Source organism: Paracoccus broussonetiae, from assembly GCF_031854425.1.
Lineage (GTDB): Bacteria > Pseudomonadota > Alphaproteobacteria > Rhodobacterales > Rhodobacteraceae > Paracoccus > Paracoccus broussonetiae.
Genome location: NZ_JAVRQI010000009.1, coordinates 189547 through 207455, shown reverse-complemented (window position 1 = coordinate 207455; position 17909 = coordinate 189547). Strand labels below are relative to the sequence as shown.

Here is a 17909-nt window from a genome sequence, read left to right as displayed (position 1 = left end):
TCAGGAAAGAGTTCGTCAGTTGCTTGCCGAGACGCCCTGCGGCCGCCCGACCAGGACGAAGCGGATCTGATCGGAATGCAGCAGGCGCTTGGCAACGCGCTGGACGTCCTCGGCCGTGACGGCCTCGATCTTCGAATTGCGGGTATTCACGTAATCGGCAGGCAGCCCGATCAGCTGCATCCCGGCAAGGATGCTGGCGATCTTGCCATTGCCGTTGAACCGCAAGGGATATTCGCCAGTCAGATAGGTCTTGGCGTCGGTCAGCTCCTTGTCGCTGACCGGGCTTTGGCTGAAGCGGTCCCATTCCTGACGGATCAGACCGATGGCCTCGGCCACCTTTTCATTGGCGCTGGCCATGGCCCCGGCCCAGGTCTCGCCATAGACACCGTTCGAAAGGCCGGTTCCGACGCCATAGGTAAGCCCACGCTTTTCGCGGATCTGGTCCATCAGGCGCGACGAAAACCCGCCGCCGCCCAGAATATGGTCCGCGACAAAGGCGGCGAAATAGTCGGGGTCGGACATGGGCAGGCCGGGTTGCGCGAAATTCACCACCGTCTGCGGACTGTCCCAGTCGATGACGGTCACACCGCCTGTCAGGCCAAGCTTGGCGGGTTCCGGCAGGGGCGCAGATCCCTTTTCGGGCAGCCCGCCCAGGATCTTGTCGATCAGCTTGCCAAGATCCTCGGCACTGATGTCGCCCGCTGCGGCTACGACCACGCGGTCACGCGCCAATACGCGGTTCTTGGCGTCGATCAGGTCATCACGGGTCAGCGCCTTGACCGATTCCGCCGTCCCGTTGATCGAGGTGGCATAGGGGTGATCGCCCCAAGACAGGCGGGCCATTTCCTTGGCCGCGATCGAGCTCGGGTCGGTCGCCTCGCTGAGGATCACAGACTGGACCTGCGCACGCACACGCTCGACCGCGTCGGCGTCAAAGCGCGGGTCGGTCAGGGCCTGGCGCAGCAGGTCGGCGGCCTGGTCGCGATTCTCGGTCAGGGCGCGGGCGCTGACGGTCAGGGCATCATCGCCCACGTCAAAGCGGTTCATCGCCCCCAGCCCCTCGACCGCCTCGGCGTATTGGACCGAGTTCATCTGGCCCGAGCCTTCCTCAAGCAGCGCGGTCATCAGGTTGATCGCACCACGCTTTTCAGGCGCGTCCAAACTGGCGCCGCCCTTGAACATCAGGGACAGCGCGGTGAAGGGGATCGAGTGATCCTCGACCAGCCAGGCCTTGATCCCGCCGGGAGAGGTGATTTCCTGGATCTCGATGGCACGGGCCGGCAGGCTGGCCAGCGCGACGAAGACAAGGGTTGCAAGCGCGCGGATCATTGGACTTCCTCGGCAGTGGTGACTGCGGCAGGGACGGCTTCGGCAGCGGCGGCATCGGCCCCCGCTTGCGGCAGAAGCCATGCGGTGACGCTGGCGCGGCTGTCCAGAACCAGCTTCGCGGCGGCGCGGATGTCGTCGGCAGTCACGTCGCCCAGAATGTCGGGCCAGTCGTTCACATCCTCGACCGTCAGGCCGACCGACAGCCCCTGCCCATAGTCATAGGCCCGGCCATGCGCCGAATCCTGGGCATAGATGCGCGCGGCCCGGATCTGGGTCTTGACCCGCTCAAGCTGCTGGGCATCCGGGCCGTCCTGCAGGAATTTCGCCAGCGCGGCATCCAGCGCCGCTTCGGCATCGGCGTTGCTGACACCGGGGCCGGGAACCAGAGACAGGCCGAACGTGGTCGGATCGACCGTCAACCCGTCATAGGAGGCATCGACGTAAAGAGCCTTGCCGGTCAGCACCAGATCCCGGGCCAGAACCGAGGTTTGGGCAGAACCCGCCAGCAGCTCGGCCAGTACGGTCAACGCGGCGGCCTGTTTCTGGTCGCCGGCATTGCGTTCGGGTGCAAGGGTCGTGCGCATCAGGACCGGCTGCGCGACGCGCGGGTCGCTGCGCTCCATCCGGCGGGCCGAACGCTGCTCGGGCTCCTGCGGGCGGGGCTTGCGGGTCGAATTTTCCTTGGGGGCGATCGGACCGTAGTACTTCTCGGCCAGTTCCTTGGCTTTTTCGGGCGTCACGTCGCCCGCGATGACCAGCACCGCGTCGTTCGGGGCGTAATGCGCATCGTACCAGGCGATGGCATCGTCGCGCGTTAGCCCCTCCATCTCGTGCCGCCAACCGATGACGGGGCGGCCATAGGGATGGTTGTAGAACTGGACGGCGCTGCGTTCCTCGGAGAACTGGGCGCCGGGATCGCTGTCGGTGCGCTGCGAGCGCTCTTCAAGCACGACCTGACGCTCGGCCTTCCAGTCGTCCTCGCCGATGCGCAGATTGGCCATCCGGTCGGATTCCATGTCCATGACCAGCGGCAGCCGGTCCGAGGCGATGCGCTGGAAATAGGCGGTGTAGTCATAGCTCGTAAAGGCATTGTCCATGCCGCCATTGGCGGTGACCGTCTTGGACAATTCGCCCGGTCCCAGCCGGTCGGTTCCCTTGAACATCAGGTGTTCCAGGTAATGTGCGATGCCGGACTTGCCGGGCTGTTCATCGGCCGAGCCGATCTTGTACCAGACCATCTGGACGACGACCGGGGCGCGGTGATCCTCGATCACCACGGCCTCAAGACCGTTGTCCAGTTTGAAATGGCTGATTCCCTTGGGCATTTCGGCCAGCGCAGGTGTCGCGGCCAGCGCCAGCGCAAGGGGCGAAAGGCGCATCAGGATAGACATGGGGCAGGCTCCGGTTCCGGGTCGCTGCCAGAACCTGCCCTGACCGGGCGGGCCGCGCAAGTCAGCAGCCCGTCATCATGCCGTGATCGTGCGCGAGGGCCGGATCAGTCGCCGCTGAGGATCGGGCTCCGATCCTCGGCCCGCTGGGCGGCGATGGCGTCGGCGTTGCCGCGGCTTTCGCGCGGCGGAGCGGCCGGCATCTGCACGCCGGTCGGGCGCCAACGTTCCTGTTCGGCCCAGCTGTCCAAGGTCATCGGGTCATAGGCACGGTAATAGACGTCGGTGCGGGCAATGACTTCCAGCGCGCGGCGGGAATGGCGCTGACGCCATTGCAGATCTTCCTGCGCGGTGGTCAGGCGGATCGCCGGATCGCGGCCCAGCCGAGAGCTATAGGCGACCAGCGCCGCATCGGCGCTGCCGATCCCCTGCGCCGCAAGCTGGCCGGGATTGCCGCCAAGCGCAGCGACGGCATCCGCTTCAGGCGTCGGATCGGTGATGTTGCTGCCGCCCGGCGTCGGGGTCGGCAACACATTCAGGTCCGGTGGCATTGTCAGCGGCTTCGTCGGAAGAATGGCGAATTCGTCCGGTCCCGAACGGTTCGTGCTGAGATTCATCAGCTGCGGATCGGTGCTGCACGCGGCCAGCAGCAGCATGGTCATGGTCAGCGCAATCGCCCGCATCTTCCGTCCCTCATATTCGTCTTGCGCCGTTCTTAGCGTGAATTGCCCGGCTCGTCACGGGGCTTGTCGTCGGGTGGGGTCGGATCCAGCGCGAGTTCGCCTTGCGTGGGGGCATGACCCGGACCGGTCGAGTGCGCCGACGGTCGCGAGGCCGGGGCCGCCACGGGTGCGCCAGACGGTGCGGGTGCCGGTGCCGCTTCAGGCGCGGGTACCTGCGCCTGCGCGGGAACAGCGGCACGCGGCTTCGCATCCCGCGTCTTTGCGGGCTGGCGCCGGGTTTTGGCCGCAACCTGCTTTTCCGGCGGTTGCAGGACCAGTCCGACCGCGCCCAGGAAAATCGCGATATCGGCCACGTTGAAGCTGTAGGGGTTGCGCCAGCCGGGCAGCGACATGTTCAGGAAATCCGCGACCGCGCCGTAAAGCAGACGGTCGACGACGTTACCAAGCGCGCCGCCGATCAGCATTCCGGCCGAGATCAGCGCGAAGCTGCGCGGTCGGGTGCGCCCGATCCAGACCCCGACCCAAACGCAAACCGCAATGGCGATCGCGATCAGCACCCAGCGCATGACATCGACATCGCTGGCGAACAGGCCGAAATTCATGCCCTGATTCCAGGCCATGCGCAGATTCAGCCAAGGGCTGAGCACATCGATCTCGCGCACGCGATCCAGTTGCAGGATATGCACGACAAGATATTTCAGCGCCTGATCCAGCAGGAAGACCGCCGCGGCGGTCAAGCCGACCTTGCGCCAGACCGGGGGGCGGGCACCCCGTTTCGGGGCACCTGCCTTGCGCGTCGCCGTCGGAGACTTCCGCGGCTTTGGGGTCGCGGACGGGCTCATCAGTGGCGGAAGTGGCGCTGGCCGGTAAAGACCATTGCCAGTCCAAGACGGTCGGCGGCCTCGATCACCTCGGCATCGCGCATCGAACCGCCAGGCTGAATCACCGCCTTGGCCCCGGCGGCCGCCAGCGCCTCGATCCCGTCGGCAAAGGGAAAGAAGGCATCGGACGAGACGGCAGAACCGATCGTCGTCGCCTCGGCCAGTCCAAGCGCCTCGGCCATGTCCTCGGACTTGCGACGGCCGATGCGGGTCGAATCGACGCGGCTCATCTGACCCGCGCCGATACCCACGGTCGCGCCATCCTTGGCATAGACGATGGCGTTCGACTTGACATGCTTGGCCACGGTCCAGGCGAACAGCAGGTCGTCCAGCTCCTGATCCGAGGGCTGGCGCTGCGTCACCACCTTCAGATCCGCCCGGGCGACGCGGCCATTGTCGCGTCCCTGCACCAGAAAGCCGCCCGCCACCTGCCGGAACGAGGTGCCAGCGGCCGACGGATCGGGCAGTCCGCCCGTGGTCAGCAGGCGCAGGTTCTTCTTGGCGGCAAAGATCTCGCGTGCTTCCTCGGTCGCGTCGGGGGCGATGACGACCTCGGTGAAAATCTCGGTAATGGCGCGGGCCGTATCTGCGTCCAGCGTGCAGTTCAGCGCGACGATCCCGCCAAATGCCGAGGTGCGGTCGCAGTCATAGGCGCGGCGGTAGGCATCGAGCGCGGTGGCACCACGGGCAACGCCACAGGGATTGGCGTGCTTGATGATTGCGACGGCAGGCCCTTCGGCCGGGTCGAATTCCGCCACCAGTTCGAACGCCGCGTCGGTGTCGTTGATGTTGTTGTAGCTGAGTTCCTTGCCCTGCCACTGCTTCGCGGTCGCGACGCCCGGCCGGTCCGAGCCGTCCTTGTAGAAGGCGGCGGACTGGTGCGGGTTCTCGCCATAGCGCAGGGTCTGGGCAAGCTCGCCCGAGAAGCTGCGGCGGCGGGGGGTCGCCTCGCCGATGGACTGGGCAAGCCATCCGGACACCGCCGCGTCATAGGCCGCGGTCCGGGCATAGGCGATCTGCGCCTGCCGCTGGCGGAAGACATAGCTGGTGGTGTCGTCGTTCTGGTCCAGCTCGTGCAGGACAGCGGCATAATCCGCGACATCGACGACGACGGTGACATAGGCGTGGTTCTTGGAGGCCGCACGGATCATCGCCGGGCCGCCGATGTCGATATTCTCGATGCAGTCGTCGTAATCCGCGCCCTTCGCGACAGTCTCCTCGAAGGGGTAAAGGTTCACGACCAGAAGGTCGATCATGCCGATGCCGTGGGCATTGGCCGCCGACATGTGCTCGGCATTGTCGCGCAGCGCCAGCAGCCCGCCATGGACCGACGGATGCAACGTCTTGACGCGGCCATCCATCATCTCGGGAAAGCCGGTGACCTGGGCCACGTCGATCACAGCAAGCCCTGCGCCGCGCAGCGCCTTGGCGGTGCCGCCGGTCGAAAGCAGCTCGACCCCGCGCGCGGAAAGGGCGCGGGCAAAGTCGATCAGCCCCGTCTTGTCGGAAACGGAAATCAGCGCGCGCTTCAGAGGAATGCGGTCGGTCATCGGTGGGAGCCCCGTATTGGATCGCGGATTTGCCCAGTCACCTAGCGCCGGAACGCGCCAAGGTCCAGCCGATCTGGATCGCGCGGCCCTGCAAACGCGCGGAAAGCACGATCTGGCGCGCGGGGCGTGGCTCCGGCAGGCCGCGATCCAGCAGGCAGCTTGCCTCAAGCGCGACACGCCCGACGCCGTCATGCGCAAAGCGCCACTCATCACCGGTGGGCAGGGTCAGAAGGATGTCCTGGTCCTGCTGCCGCGCCTCGACCTCGGGATGAAGGTGAAAGCGGATGTCGAAGGCCAGTCCGTCCGGGCCGCGCAAATGGTCCAGCCGGGCCTGCGCAGTGGCGTCCAGCGCGGCCAGCGAATCCTCGCCCTCCAGCGCCCCGCCATCGGGGGCAAGCCACAGTTCCCGCAGATGGGTCAGGCCGTGGCTGTCCAGCCAGCCGTCATGTCCCGCCAGCAGATGCGCGGGATCCTGCGCATGGGCGGGCCCGCAATCCGGGGGCGTCAGGTTGCCTAGCGCATCGCAATCCCCCGCCCAGACAAGGCCGGGACGCTCGGTCAGGATATCCGGCTCATCCTTCTGCCGGCTGGCGCTCAGACGGGACGAGGACAGCCCCTCAAGGCAAAGCGCCGAATGACTGGGGGTCGCGCGGCTGGCCCGCGCCCAAAGCGGGCCGAAGCCGTCCCCCGGCCCGCAATTCACGATCAGCGGCTGGCGCGCGACGGTCAGTTCGAAGGCAAGGGTCGAGGCGTGGGCGCGTGCTGCCGCCGGCCCACCGGGCGGGGGCGAGGCGTCCAGGATCAGCGTCGTGCGCCCCCGCGCCATGCGGGCAAATCCCATGGCAAGGCCATGCGCGGGCAAGGCCGCCCCTTCGGCCGCGCGAAGGCAGCGGTCAAGCCGCCCCGCCGCACCGCGCCCGCCGCCGTGAAACCGCGGCAACGAGCCGTCGGCATGGCGCAGCGCACGCAGGATCGGCGCGATCTCGGCGATGATGGTGCGCAGCTCGGGGGGCGATTCGATCCCGGATTCGTCGGCGATCTCTTGCGCCCAGACCAGCAGGGCCATGCCGTCGAGCAGGGTTTCCGGGCAGCGAGATTCCGACAGCGTGGCAACGCCCATCGCATCCGCCTCCTCGGCCAGCGCGATCAGGGCAGGACCGGCCATGACATGCCGGTCGCGCAGCGACATCGCCCCGATCGCCAGCCCAGCCAACGCCTCAAGCCGCGGCAAGCCGTCGGGACAGTCATACCAACTGCCACGCAGATGGGTCAGATGCTGGTCAAGCGCGCGGAAATAGGGCTCTGCCTCGTCCCGGTCCAGCCCCGGCAGAATCATCCCTGCATGGAAGATCCAGCGCAGCACCCGACGCCCGGCAATGGCGGGCTGCCATTCAGGCCCATCCCTCGGCCCCGCGCGATGCTTGCGCAGCCAGTGCAGGACGTGGTGCTGCGCGATCGACCGCGCCTTGGGCGAACCGACCGCGGCCAGGTCGTCCAGCCAACCGAAACCATGCAATTCCGCCGCAACCGAGGCCGAAGTCGCGACGGCGAAGAAATCTCCCGTCAGGGTGACGCCGCCCAGATTGATCTGACCCGCGATGATCTGCTCACCCAGGCCGGAATGGCCGATGGCCTTCGGCTCGGGCCGGCGCAGGAATCCTCGGGGTGAGGGCGTGTCGTTCATCTGTGCCGCATTCGCTGGAACGGGGCAAGTTTAGGACTTTGCACCTGATTTCCGCAAGCACGCGATGAAGAACCCATCCATGCCGCCGCGATCCGGCCACAGGTCCGGACGCAGGCGCAGCGCACCTTGCGGCGTCAGCCAGCCCGGCTCGATTCCGGGGGCAGCAGCCGGTTCGACCGTGACGCCGGGATTGCGGGCCAAAGCCGCGGCAAGCTGCTCCTCGCCCTCGGCAGGCAGAAGCGAGCAGGTTGCAAAGACCAGTCGCCCGCCGGGACGCAGGATCGACAGCGCATGATCGATCAGGCGCGCCTGCAGGGCGACCAGCCCCGACAGGGCGCTGCCATCGCGGATCAGCGGCAGTTCAGGATGGCGCCGCACGGTGCCGGTGGCCGAACAGGGCGCATCCAGCAGGATCGCATCCAGCGGCGCATCGGGCCGCCACTCCAGCGCATCCGCTGCGATCAGGCTTGCCTTCAACCGGCATCGTTCCAGATTCTCGGCCACCCGCGCCAGTCGTGACGACGAGATGTCCAGCGCCGTCACCTCTGCCCCTGCCGCGGCAAGCTGCATGGTCTTGCCGCCGGGCGCGGCGCAAAGATCGGCGATCCTTTCGCCCGGCCTGGGATTCAGGACCCGGACCGCCATCGCCGCCGCTGCGTCCTGCACCCACCAGTCGCCACCGTCATATCCGGCAAGCGCGCTGATCTGCGTGGTCGAGGGCAAGCGGTGCGACCCGGTCGGCAGCGTCTCGCCCGGCGCATCGCCCGACCTTGGCGTCAGGTCCAGGGGCGCACCGGCCTCCTGCGCAGCCTCGATGGCGATGGCAACGTCTTCGCCCCATTGTGAAACGATGGGCCCACGCATCCAGTCCGGCAGGCGCTGGGGTGGCAGCGCGGCCCAGGCATCAGCCGAGGCAGCGACCTTGCGCAGGACGGCGTTTACCATGCCCGCCGCGGCCTGCCCCTTGCCGCCCAGCCCGCGGCAAAGCGAGACCGCAGCATTGACCGCGCCATGCGGCGCTTCGCCCAACGCCAGCAACTCGACCGTCGCAAGGCGCAGAACGCGCATGATCTCGGGGCGCGGCCTGCGCGCCAGATGCGGGGCCAGCAGGGCATCGCAACGCTCGACCCGGCGCAACACCTCAAGCGCAAGGCGGCGGGCACGGGCGCGGGCGGCCGGCTCAAGCGTCTCGATGGCGGCAGCGGCCTCGTCCAGGGTCGCACCGGCCTCGACCGCCGCCAGCAGGCGCAGCGTGCCCTGCCGCGCGGTGTCCCCGCGTTCGGGACGCGGTCCCCGCCCATTCTTGCGCGTCTTGTCCAATTCGGCCCCCATGCCTAGATAGGTCGGGTTTACCGCGATGCAGGGAAAACCGCCATGACCGACCACAAGGATCTTCCCCCCGCCGCCCAGCGCGCGCTGGCCGAGGCCGAGGAGCGCCGCCGCAAGACCCCGCCGCTGGACCTGCCGGAGGAACTGGGCGGCCGCGACGGCCCAGAACCCGTGCGCTTCGGCGATTACGAGAAAAAGGGCATCTGCGTCGATTTCTGACGCCTTTGCGCGACCGCTCCTCACGCCGGATGGCGATTCCGTGATGCGGGCGACGGCGGCCATTTACTTGCCATTGGGTTTTGCCGACTAGAGAGTCGGGCACACCAAACCGCAGGGATCGGCAGCAGATGAGATTTGGCCAAACGATGTCGAAATGGGTGGCGCTGCTGCTGGTTTCGGGATTGGCAACGACACCGGCATGGGCACAGCACCGCCAAGCGCAGAAGGGTCCGCGCGAAGTCGGCGTGATGGTGACCTCGGAAGAGGACGTGCCCTATACCGTGACCCTGCCCGGCCGGGCCATCGCCTATCAGCAGACCGCGATCCGCCCCCAGGTCGGCGGCGAGATCCTTGAGATCACCTATGACCCCGCGCGCCCGGTCAAGACCGGAGACGTGCTGTTCCGCATCGACCCCGAGACATTGGCTGCGGCCCTGGCCGCTGCCGAAGCCGGCGTCGCCGGTGCCGAGGCCACACTGACCGAGGCCCAGAACACCGTCACCCGCTATATCCGGCTTGAGGGGAAGGGCGTTTCCGCTGTTGACCGCGCCGCTGCCGAAGTCGCGCTGAAACAGGCCGAGGCGAACCTGAAATCGGCCGAGGCCGCGCGCGATTCCGCGCGGCTGTCGCTGGACCGGACCCAGATCACCAGCCCGATCGACGGCATGGCCGACGTGGCCGAGGTCTCGGTCGGGGATATCGTCACCGCCAACCAGTCCGAGGCGCTGACCACGATCACCCAGCTTGACCGGATCTATGTGGACGTGTCGGAATCCAGTGCCAGCATCCTGCGCAACCGCGCCCAGATCGACAAGGGCAAGCTGGTCAGCACCGGCGAGGTGCAGGCCCAGCTGACCCTTGAGACGGGCGAGGAATACAAGGGCGCCGGGCGCATCGTCAGCCCCGGCATCGCCGTGTCCCCCACCACCGGCACCGTGCCGATCCGCCTGCAATTCGACAATCCCGACAAGCTGATCCTGCCGGGCCAGTTCCTGCGTGTCGAAATGACGCTGGGCTCGACTCGCGCCGTTCTGGTGCCGCAGCGCGCGACGCGCCGGGCTTCGGACGGGACGCTGACTGCCTTTGTCGTCCGCGACGGCCAGACCCAGCAGGTCACGCTGAGCGCGCAGGGCAACTACCGCAACAACTGGGTGGTCATCCAAGGCATCAGCCCCGGAGAGCAGCTCGTACTGGACGGGCTGGACAACCTGCGCGCCGGCGCCGAGGTCAAGACCGTGCCCGTCCGTATCGATGAGCAGGGCGTGGTCCGCGAGGTCGACGCGAAGGCCGAAGGCGATCAGCCCGCGGCCGGACAGAATAAGGACGTGCAGGCGTCAGGTGATCAGGACAAGGCGCAATCGGACAAGGCGGGGCAGGACAAAGCCGCGGGCGGCAACTGATGGCCCGCTTCTTCATCCACCGCCCGGTCTTTGCCTGGGTTCTCGCGATCGTCACCATGCTGGTCGGCGCATGGTCGCTGCTGGGGCTTCCGGTCTCGCAATATCCCGACATCGCGCCGACGACGATCCGCATCACCGCCAACTATTCCGGTGCGACGGCGCGGGCCGTGCAGAACTCGGTCACGACCCCCATCGAAGATGCGCTGACGGGGCTCGACGGGCTGCTTTATACCGTCTCGAACTCGGCGCAGGGGCGTTCCACCATCACGATGACCTTCGACGACAGCGTCGATCCCGTCGATGCCCTGAACGAAGTCCAGTCCAAGGTTCGCTCGGTCGAGGGGCGCTTGCCGACGCCGGTGCAGAACGACGGCGTGAACGTCACCCGTTCCTCATCCTCGATCCTGATGGTCGGCGCGCTCGTGTCGACCACGGGGCAGCATTCGACAATCGAACTGGGCAACCTGCTTGAACAGGTGGTCGAAGGCCCGGTCAAGCGCACCGAAGGTGTCGGCGGGGTCAACGTCTTCGGCTCGGGCTATGCCATGCGGATCTGGATGGACCCGCTGCGGCTGGCGCAATTCCAGCTGACGCCGACCGACATCACCGCGGCGGTGGCCGAGCAGAACAGCACCGTCTCGGTCGGCGATCTGGGCAGCCAACCCGTGATCGCGGGCCAGCAGTTCACCGCCACGATCACCGCGCAAAGCCAGCTGACCTCGGTCGACGATTTCCGCAACATCCTGCTGAAGACCGGGTCGGACGGCGCCGCCGTGCGGCTGGGCGATGTCGCCGAGGTCGAGATCGGCCAGACCAGCTATGGCCGCGATTCCCGGTTCAACGGCATGAACGCCTCGGGTTTCGGGGTGAACCTTGCCACGGGCGCGAACGCGGTCGAAACGGCCGAGGCCGTCCGCAGCACGCTGGCCGGGCTGAAGAACGCCCTGCCCGAAGGGGTCGAGATCCATATCGCCTATGACACCGCGCCCTTTGTCGAGCTGTCGATCGAAAAGGTCTACCACACGCTGCTTGAGGCGATCGTGCTGGTCTTCCTGGTCATCCTGCTGTTCCTGCAGAACTGGCGCGCGACCCTGATCCCGATCATCGCAATTCCCGTCGTCCTGCTGGGCACCTTCGGGATGCTCGCGGCACTGGGATATTCAGTGAACACGCTGACGATGTTCGCGATGGTTCTGGCCATCGGCCTGCTGGTCGATGACGCCATCGTGGTCGTGGAAAACGTCGAGCGCGTGATGGCCGAGGATGGGCTTGGACCGGTCGAGGCGACCGAGAAAAGCATGGGCCAGATCAGCGGGGCGCTGGTCGGGATCGCGCTGGTCCTGTCCGCCGTGTTCCTGCCGATGGGCTTCATGGCGGGTTCGACCGGCGTCATCTATCGCCAATTCTCGGTGACGATCATCACCGCGATGGTTTTGTCGCTGCTGGTCGCGCTGATCCTGACGCCCGCGATGTGCGCCAGCCTGCTGCGCCCCGGCCACGGCGAGCCGCGATTTGCCCCGGCGCGCTGGTTCAATCACGGCTTCGACCGGGTGACGAACGGCTATTCCGCGACCGTCCGGCGCACGCTGCATCGTCCCTTTCTGGTAATGATCGTGCTGGCCGCGATCAGCTTCGGCGCCTTGCAGTTGTTCGAGCGCATGACGACGACCTTTATCCCGACCGAGGATCAGGGCGTGCTGCAATCGCGCATCACCCTGACCGAGGGGTCGACCGCGCAGCAGACTGCCGCCGTGGTGCAGGAAATCGAAGACTACATGCTGAAGGACGAAAAGGCTGCCGTGGAATCGGTCTTCGTCGCGATGGGCTTCGGCTATTCCGGTACCGCGCAGAACCAGGCGATGGTCTTCGTGAAGCTGCGCGACTTTGGCGCGCGCGGCGACAAGACGCTGTCCGCCTCGGCCGTGGCGCAGCGTGCCAATGCGCATTTCGCAAGCCACCGCGCGGGCCGGATCATCTTCATGCAGCCGCCGGCCATTCCGCGGCTGGGGAACTCGTCGGGCTTCACCTTCTATCTGCTCGATCAGTCCGGAGGAGGAGTCGAGGAATTGACCAAGGCCGCCGACCTGCTGGAGCAGAACGCGGCCCAGGACAACCGTGTCGACAATGTCGAAAGCGGCGCATCCGAGGACGAGGCCGCGCTGCGCATCGACATCGATCAGCAAAAGGCGGAAAGCTTCGGCGTCTCGGTCAAGGGCGTGAACTCGATGCTGTCGACGATCTTTGCCGGGACCGAGGTCAACGACTTTGCCCTTGGCGCGCAGTTGCGCCCGGTCGTCGTGCAGGGCCGGGCCGAGAACCGGATGCAGCCCGAGGATGTGGACAGCTGGTATGCCCGCAATTCCGAGGGCGAGATGGTACCCTTCAAGGCCTTCATGACCACGCGCTGGGAACCGGTCGAACCCCGGCTGGCGCGGCTGGACGGGTTGGACGCCATCTCGATCGAGGGGCAGCCCGGCCCCGGCGTCAGTTCGGGCACGGCGATGGACGCGATGGAGGAAATGGTCGCGGCCCTGCCGGGCGGCTACGGTCTTGCCTGGACGGACCTGTCCTATCAGGAACGCCAGGCCGGGAATCAGGCGCCCTATCTGTTCGCGCTGTCGGCGTTGGTGGTATTCCTGTCGCTTGCCGCACTTTACGAAAGCTGGTCGATCCCGTTCTCGGTCATGCTGGCGGTGCCGGTCGGCGTCCTTGGCGCGGTGATCGCGGCACTGACGCTTGGGCAGGCCAATGACGTCTATTTCAAGGTGGGCATCCTGACCACGATCGGCCTTGCCGCGAAGAACGCGATCCTGATCGTCGAATTCGCGCGCGAGCTTCAGGACAAGGGGCGATCCGCCATCGAGGCCGCGACCGAGGCCGCGCGCCAGCGGCTGCGGCCGATCCTGATGACCTCGCTGGCCTTCATCCTGGGCGTGCTGCCGCTGGCGGTGGCGACCGGGGCGGGCGCGGGTGCCCAGAACTCGATCGGGATCGGCGTGATGGGCGGCATGATCGCGGCAACCTTCCTTGGCATCTTCATGGTGCCGGCCTTCTACGTTACCGTGCGCAGGCTGACCGACCGGCGTGGCAAGAAGGAGCAATGAGATGAACGAACTTCCCCGTCTGACCTCACTTGCCCACGGGGGTGGATGCGGATGCAAGCTGGCCCCCTCGGTCCTGAGAGAGCTGCTGGCCGACCAGCCCGTCACGCATGTCTTTCCCCAGCTTCTGGTCGGGACCGAAACCGCGGACGACGCGGCAGTCTGGCAGGTCGACGACAATACCTGCGTCATCGCCACCACGGATTTCTTCATGCCGATGGTGGACGATCCGCGCGATTTCGGGCGCATCGCCGCGACCAACGCCATCTCGGACATCTATGCGATGGGCGGGCGGCCGATCATGGCACTGGCGATCCTGGGAATGCCGATCGACAAGCTTGCCCCCGCGCAGATCCGCGAGATCCTGGCCGGCGGGCGCGAAATCTGCGCCGAGGCGGGCATTCCCGTCGCGGGCGGCCATTCCATCGACGCGCCCGAGCCCATCTATGGCCTTGCGGTGATCGGACTTTGCCATCCGTCCGAATTGCGGCGCAATGCCGATGCGCGACCGGGTGACGCGCTGATCCTGACCAAGGGCATCGGCGTCGGCATCTATTCCGCCGCAATCAAGAAAGGTGCGCTGGACGATCAGGGCATCGCCGAGATGGTGGCCAGCGCCACCACCCTGAACCGCATCGGCAGCGACCTTGCGAAGCGCCCCGAGGTTCATGCCATCACCGACGTGACCGGCTTCGGCATCCTTGGCCACGGGCTGGAGATCGCACGGGGCGCGGGGCTGCGCCTGCATCTGGACCTGGCCGCCCTGCCCCTGCTGGACCGCGCGGCAGAGCTTGCCAAGGCCGGGCACTTCACCGGGGCATCGACCCGGAACTGGGCTGCCTATGGCGCCGAGGTCAGCCTGCCCCCCGACCTGCCGGACTGGCAGCGTGCGCTGCTGACGGATCCGCAGACCTCGGGCGGGCTTCTGGTCTCCTGCGCGGCGGATGCGGCACCGGACCTGCTGGCAAGCATTCGTGCGGCAGGCTTTCCGTTGGCCGCGATCATCGGGCGGGCCGAAGCGGGCACGCCGGGCATCACCGTGGCCTGACCCCGGTGCAGGCAAGGGGAACCGCCGCCGGCACGGCGCGTTCCCCTGCCATCACGGAGGGATCAGCCCATGTCCTGTCATCGCCTGCCCCACCTGCTTGCGGCCGCCCTGTTCGCCGCTTCGGTCGCGCTTCCCGCCCTGGCCGAAACGCCGCCTGCGTCCGGCACGACCACCACAAGCCCGGCATTGCCCGCCAAGCCCCCCGAAACCGTAAGGGCGGATGCCGGTGACTGCCCGCCGGTCGCCGCACAGGCCGAACCCGCGACCCCGCCCACGGCCAGCGCCGACGGAACCGCGCCCGGAAATTCCGGTTCGACGGGATGGAGCGGGGGTGCCGGGGGGTCCTTGATCGGGACCAACCCCTCGGGCGCGACGCGGCACACCAAGACCTGGCACGCGCCGACCGCGCGCGGGCTGGACCTGAAGGGCAGGCCCGAACCCGCGCCGGTCTGCTGATGCGAGGCTGCGCGCCCTAGCGGGCGATCAGCGGCAGCACGCCCTTCTTCAGGATGATGTTCGCGTAAAGCCGCGTGTCCAGGCATTGCAGGATCGCGAAGCTGTTGCGCGTGAACTCGTAGAAACCGAAGCGATCGATGGATTGCAGCGACGAACCCGCCCGTTCGATGATCGGGATCGTTTCGGCAATCGCCTCGGGGACGGATTCGGGATCGTCCACCACCTGCATGGTCGTCGCCGCCGCCGGGACAAAGGTGTCCAGCGGCATCAGGTTCGTGACAAGCGTCACGGCGACGTTCAGCCGCACGCCGACGGTCAGCACGCGGTCATAGGGCAAGCCCCGTGCGATGCTGGCGGCGGGAAAGTTCTGGTCCACGATCGCCAGATCGTCGCCATGACCCATCTGCGCCAGCACATAGAGCAGGTCGGGTGAAACGCGCGGATCGATGCCCTTGAGCATGTAAAAGCCTCCTGTCCGGTTGGCCCGGTTCGTTCGGAATATCGCGCCAACAAATGCCGTCAGCGCGCCGTCGTCAATGCCGCGGCGATCAGATCATCTCAAGCGGGCGCGGTCCCGAGGGGGCGAGGAACAGGGAATCCAGCTCGGACACGACGTCGCGCGGCAGGCCTAGCTCGACCGCGCGAAGGTTCTGGCGGACATGCTCGACCCGCCCGGCCTTTGGGATCGCGATCATGCCCGAGCGGTTCAGAACCCAGCCCAACGCAAGCTGCGCTGCGGTCAGGCCAAGGTCCGCGCCCAGCCGGTGCAGACGCGGATGCCGGGCCAGTCGGCCCTGTTCGACCGGGCTATAGGCCATCGCGGCGATTCCCTGCGCCTCGAGCAATGGCAGCAGGTCCCATTCCGGGCCACGCCGCGTCAGGTTGTAAAGAATCTGATTCGCCGCGCAGCGCCTGCCGCCCGCGGCCATCAGTTCGTCCATATCCTCGACCGAGAAATTGCTGACCCCCCAATGCCGGATATGGCCCTGATCGCGCAGTCTCTCCATCGCAGCGACGGTCTCGTCCAGCGGCACCTTGCCGCGCCAATGCAGCAGGTAAAGGTCGATCCGATCGGTTTCCAGCCGTTTCAGGCTGCGCGCGCAGGCCAGCGGCAGTTCCCGCGCCGAGGCGTGCCAGGGATAGGCCTTGGAGACCAGAAAGACCTCATCCCGCCGCCCCTCGATCGCTTCGGCAACCAGTTCCTCGGCAGCGCCTTCGCCATACATCTCGGCGGTGTCGATCAGCGTCATTCCCAGATCCAGCCCGCACCGCAGCGCGGCGAGTTCCGCGGCGCGATCCTCAGCATCTTCGGCCATCATCCAGGTTCCCTGCCCCAGTGAGGGAACGGTTTCGCCATCGGGAAGCTTGGTGCGCGGGATCATTCCTGGATCTGTCCTTTTCGGGTTCCGGCACCAGTGGCGATGCCAGAGACAGGTCGGAATGTTGCGCGGAACCGGGCCCGGAAACAACGGATTCCTTGTCCGCCGCGCCCGAAAGCCCGTTTTCTGCCCAGACCGGCAGATCCCCCGCCTTGGCATGGCGGACACAGGGCCGCGGCAACACATGCCTGCGCCCTGCCCTTGGCTTGACGGCCCCGCCCCTGCGGTTCAGCATGACCCAAAAGAGGGACGGTCCATGCAGGACGATGAACGTCAAAGGCTTGCAGCCGACCAACCGGCATTCGCACATTTTCTGGGGATCAGGGTCATGTCGGCAGATCCCGACGAGGTCGTAGCCGAGATGACGGCGACGGCCGAACTGTCGAACCGCAATGGCGTGCTGCATGGCGGCGCGATCATGGGTTTTGCCGATAATCTGGGCGGAACCGCAGCCACCCTGAATCTGGGGTCGGGACAGGCGACGACCACGCTGGAAAGCAAGACCAACTTCCTGCGCCCGATCCGCATCGGCGATGTCGCCCACGGCCGCTGCATCGCGCTTCACAAGGGGCGCACGACGATGATCTGGCAGACCACGATCAGCCGCGCAGATGGGAAGGTCGCCGCCATCGTCACCCAGACGCAGATGGTGATGGAATGGCATGACGTCGGCGCAACGCGGTCGCAAGGGGCGGTCACATGACCGCCATCGCCCGGCCTTGGTTGCGGGTGGCGTTGCCCAGCGGGTTTTTTCGTGGCAATAGGACTCGAAAGCAACCGAAAGCAGGGTTCGCAGAATGACCGATTTCGCCCAGCGCCGCACCATGATGGTCGATAGCCAGGTCCGCCCCAACGATGTGACCAGTTATCCCGTCATCGATGCGATGCTTCATGTTCCGCGTGAGCAATTCGTACCCGACGCCCGCCGCGATGTGGCCTATGCCGGCCAGAACATCGAGCTTGGCGCAGGCCGGGTGCTGCTGGAGCCGCGCACCCTTGGCAAGATGATGGAGGTGCTGGACCTGCAGTCCGGCGACCTCGTGCTGAATGTCGGTGCAGGCTACGGCTATACCGCCGCGCTGGTGGCGATGATCGCCCAGGCCGTGGTCGCGGTCGAGGACGACCCTGCCATGGCGGCCGAGGCGCAGTCGCGCCTGACCGCGCAGGACGTCTTCAACGCCGCGGTCGTGACCGGCCCGCTGAACCAGGGTTACGCCAGCCAGGCCCCCTATGACGCGATGCTGATCGAGGGCGCGATCGAGGAATTCCCCGCCGCGCTGGCCGAGCAGCTGCGCGACGGCGGTCGGGTCGTCGCGCTGTTCCGCGAGGGCAATCTTGGCACGGTCCGCATCGGACGCAAGGTCGAGGGGCGCATCAACTGGCGCTTTGCCTTCAACGCGGGCGCGCCCGTCCTGCCCGGCTTCGAGAAGGTCCGGGGTTTCGTCTTGTAAGAAAGCCACGC

Annotated in this window: 16 protein-coding genes; 7 read left to right on the top strand and 9 right to left on the bottom strand. The window is 66.9% G+C overall.

Translation table 11 applies throughout. The annotated features are described in order from the left end of the window. Positions 1-15: 15 nt before the first annotated feature. The 7 genes from RM190_RS13400 to RM190_RS13370 form a co-directional block, all read right to left on the bottom strand. Positions 16-1329: a M16 family metallopeptidase gene (locus RM190_RS13400; RefSeq protein WP_311759958.1), complete on the bottom strand. Its 1314-nt coding sequence runs from the start codon at positions 1327-1329 to the stop codon at positions 16-18. Then, a complete protein-coding gene (locus RM190_RS13395) occupies positions 1326-2720 on the bottom strand; it encodes a M16 family metallopeptidase (RefSeq protein ID WP_311759957.1) in 1395 nt (464 codons plus the stop codon). The genes RM190_RS13400 and RM190_RS13395 overlap by 4 nt, the downstream gene beginning before the upstream one ends. A gap of 104 nt (positions 2721-2824) precedes the next feature. Next, positions 2825-3400 (bottom strand): DUF3035 domain-containing protein, encoded by a 576-nt coding sequence (locus RM190_RS13390; RefSeq protein WP_311759956.1) that lies wholly within the window; start codon positions 3398-3400, stop codon positions 2825-2827. Between the two features lie 32 nt (positions 3401-3432). After that, positions 3433-4242, bottom strand: coding sequence for a signal peptidase II (gene lspA / locus RM190_RS23400; RefSeq protein ID WP_390908389.1), 810 nt, complete (start codon positions 4240-4242; stop codon positions 3433-3435). Beyond that, positions 4242-5831 carry a bifunctional phosphoribosylaminoimidazolecarboxamide formyltransferase/IMP cyclohydrolase gene (gene purH, locus RM190_RS13380; RefSeq protein WP_311759955.1) on the bottom strand — a complete coding sequence of 530 codons (1590 nt, stop codon included), beginning with the start codon at positions 5829-5831 and terminating at the stop codon, positions 4242-4244. Before purH ends, lspA begins: the two co-directional genes overlap by 1 nt. A gap of 37 nt (positions 5832-5868) precedes the next feature. Then, positions 5869-7515, bottom strand: coding sequence for a heparinase II/III family protein (locus RM190_RS13375; protein ID WP_311759954.1), 1647 nt, complete (start codon positions 7513-7515; stop codon positions 5869-5871). A 30-nt stretch (positions 7516-7545) separates the two neighbouring features. Next, entirely contained in the window at positions 7546-8847 is a 1302-nt protein-coding gene (locus RM190_RS13370) for an RsmB/NOP family class I SAM-dependent RNA methyltransferase (protein WP_311759953.1), read from the bottom strand. A gap of 42 nt (positions 8848-8889) precedes the next feature. On the opposite strand from RM190_RS13370, the gene RM190_RS13365 reads away from it, so the two are divergent. From RM190_RS13365 to RM190_RS13345, 5 genes are all read left to right on the top strand, one after another. Further along, on the top strand, positions 8890-9063 hold the full coding sequence (locus tag RM190_RS13365; RefSeq protein ID WP_311759952.1) for a DUF1674 domain-containing protein: 174 nt from the start codon (positions 8890-8892) through the stop codon (positions 9061-9063). A gap of 128 nt (positions 9064-9191) precedes the next feature. Continuing rightward, entirely contained in the window at positions 9192-10463 is a 1272-nt protein-coding gene (locus RM190_RS13360; RefSeq protein WP_311759951.1) for an efflux RND transporter periplasmic adaptor subunit, read from the top strand. Next, positions 10463-13567 carry an efflux RND transporter permease subunit gene (locus RM190_RS13355; RefSeq protein WP_311759950.1) on the top strand — a complete coding sequence of 1035 codons (3105 nt, stop codon included), beginning with the start codon at positions 10463-10465 and terminating at the stop codon, positions 13565-13567. The genes RM190_RS13360 and RM190_RS13355 overlap by 1 nt, the downstream gene beginning before the upstream one ends. 1 nt (position 13568) lies before the next feature. Further along, entirely contained in the window at positions 13569-14612 is a 1044-nt protein-coding gene (selD, locus tag RM190_RS13350; protein WP_311759949.1) for a selenide, water dikinase SelD, read from the top strand. A 69-nt stretch (positions 14613-14681) separates the two neighbouring features. Beyond that, positions 14682-15068: a hypothetical protein gene (locus RM190_RS13345; protein WP_311759948.1), complete on the top strand. Its 387-nt coding sequence runs from the start codon at positions 14682-14684 to the stop codon at positions 15066-15068. Between the two features lie 16 nt (positions 15069-15084). On the opposite strand, the gene RM190_RS13340 is transcribed toward RM190_RS13345, so the two are convergent. Further along, on the bottom strand, positions 15085-15528 hold the full coding sequence (locus RM190_RS13340) for an RbsD/FucU family protein (protein ID WP_311759947.1): 444 nt from the start codon (positions 15526-15528) through the stop codon (positions 15085-15087). 88 nt (positions 15529-15616) lie between these two features. Beyond that, positions 15617-16450 (bottom strand): aldo/keto reductase, encoded by an 834-nt coding sequence (locus RM190_RS13335; protein WP_311759946.1) that lies wholly within the window; start codon positions 16448-16450, stop codon positions 15617-15619. Positions 16451-16703: 253 nt separating this feature from the next. On the opposite strand from RM190_RS13335, the gene RM190_RS13330 reads away from it, so the two are divergent. Together RM190_RS13330 and RM190_RS13325 are read left to right on the top strand one after the other, a co-directional pair. Continuing rightward, positions 16704-17150 (top strand): PaaI family thioesterase, encoded by a 447-nt coding sequence (locus tag RM190_RS13330; RefSeq protein WP_311759945.1) that lies wholly within the window; start codon positions 16704-16706, stop codon positions 17148-17150. 94 nt (positions 17151-17244) lie between these two features. Continuing rightward, positions 17245-17898, top strand: a complete 654-nt coding sequence (locus RM190_RS13325; RefSeq protein WP_311759944.1) for a protein-L-isoaspartate O-methyltransferase family protein — start codon at positions 17245-17247, stop codon at positions 17896-17898. The last annotated feature ends 11 nt before the right edge of the window (positions 17899-17909 follow it).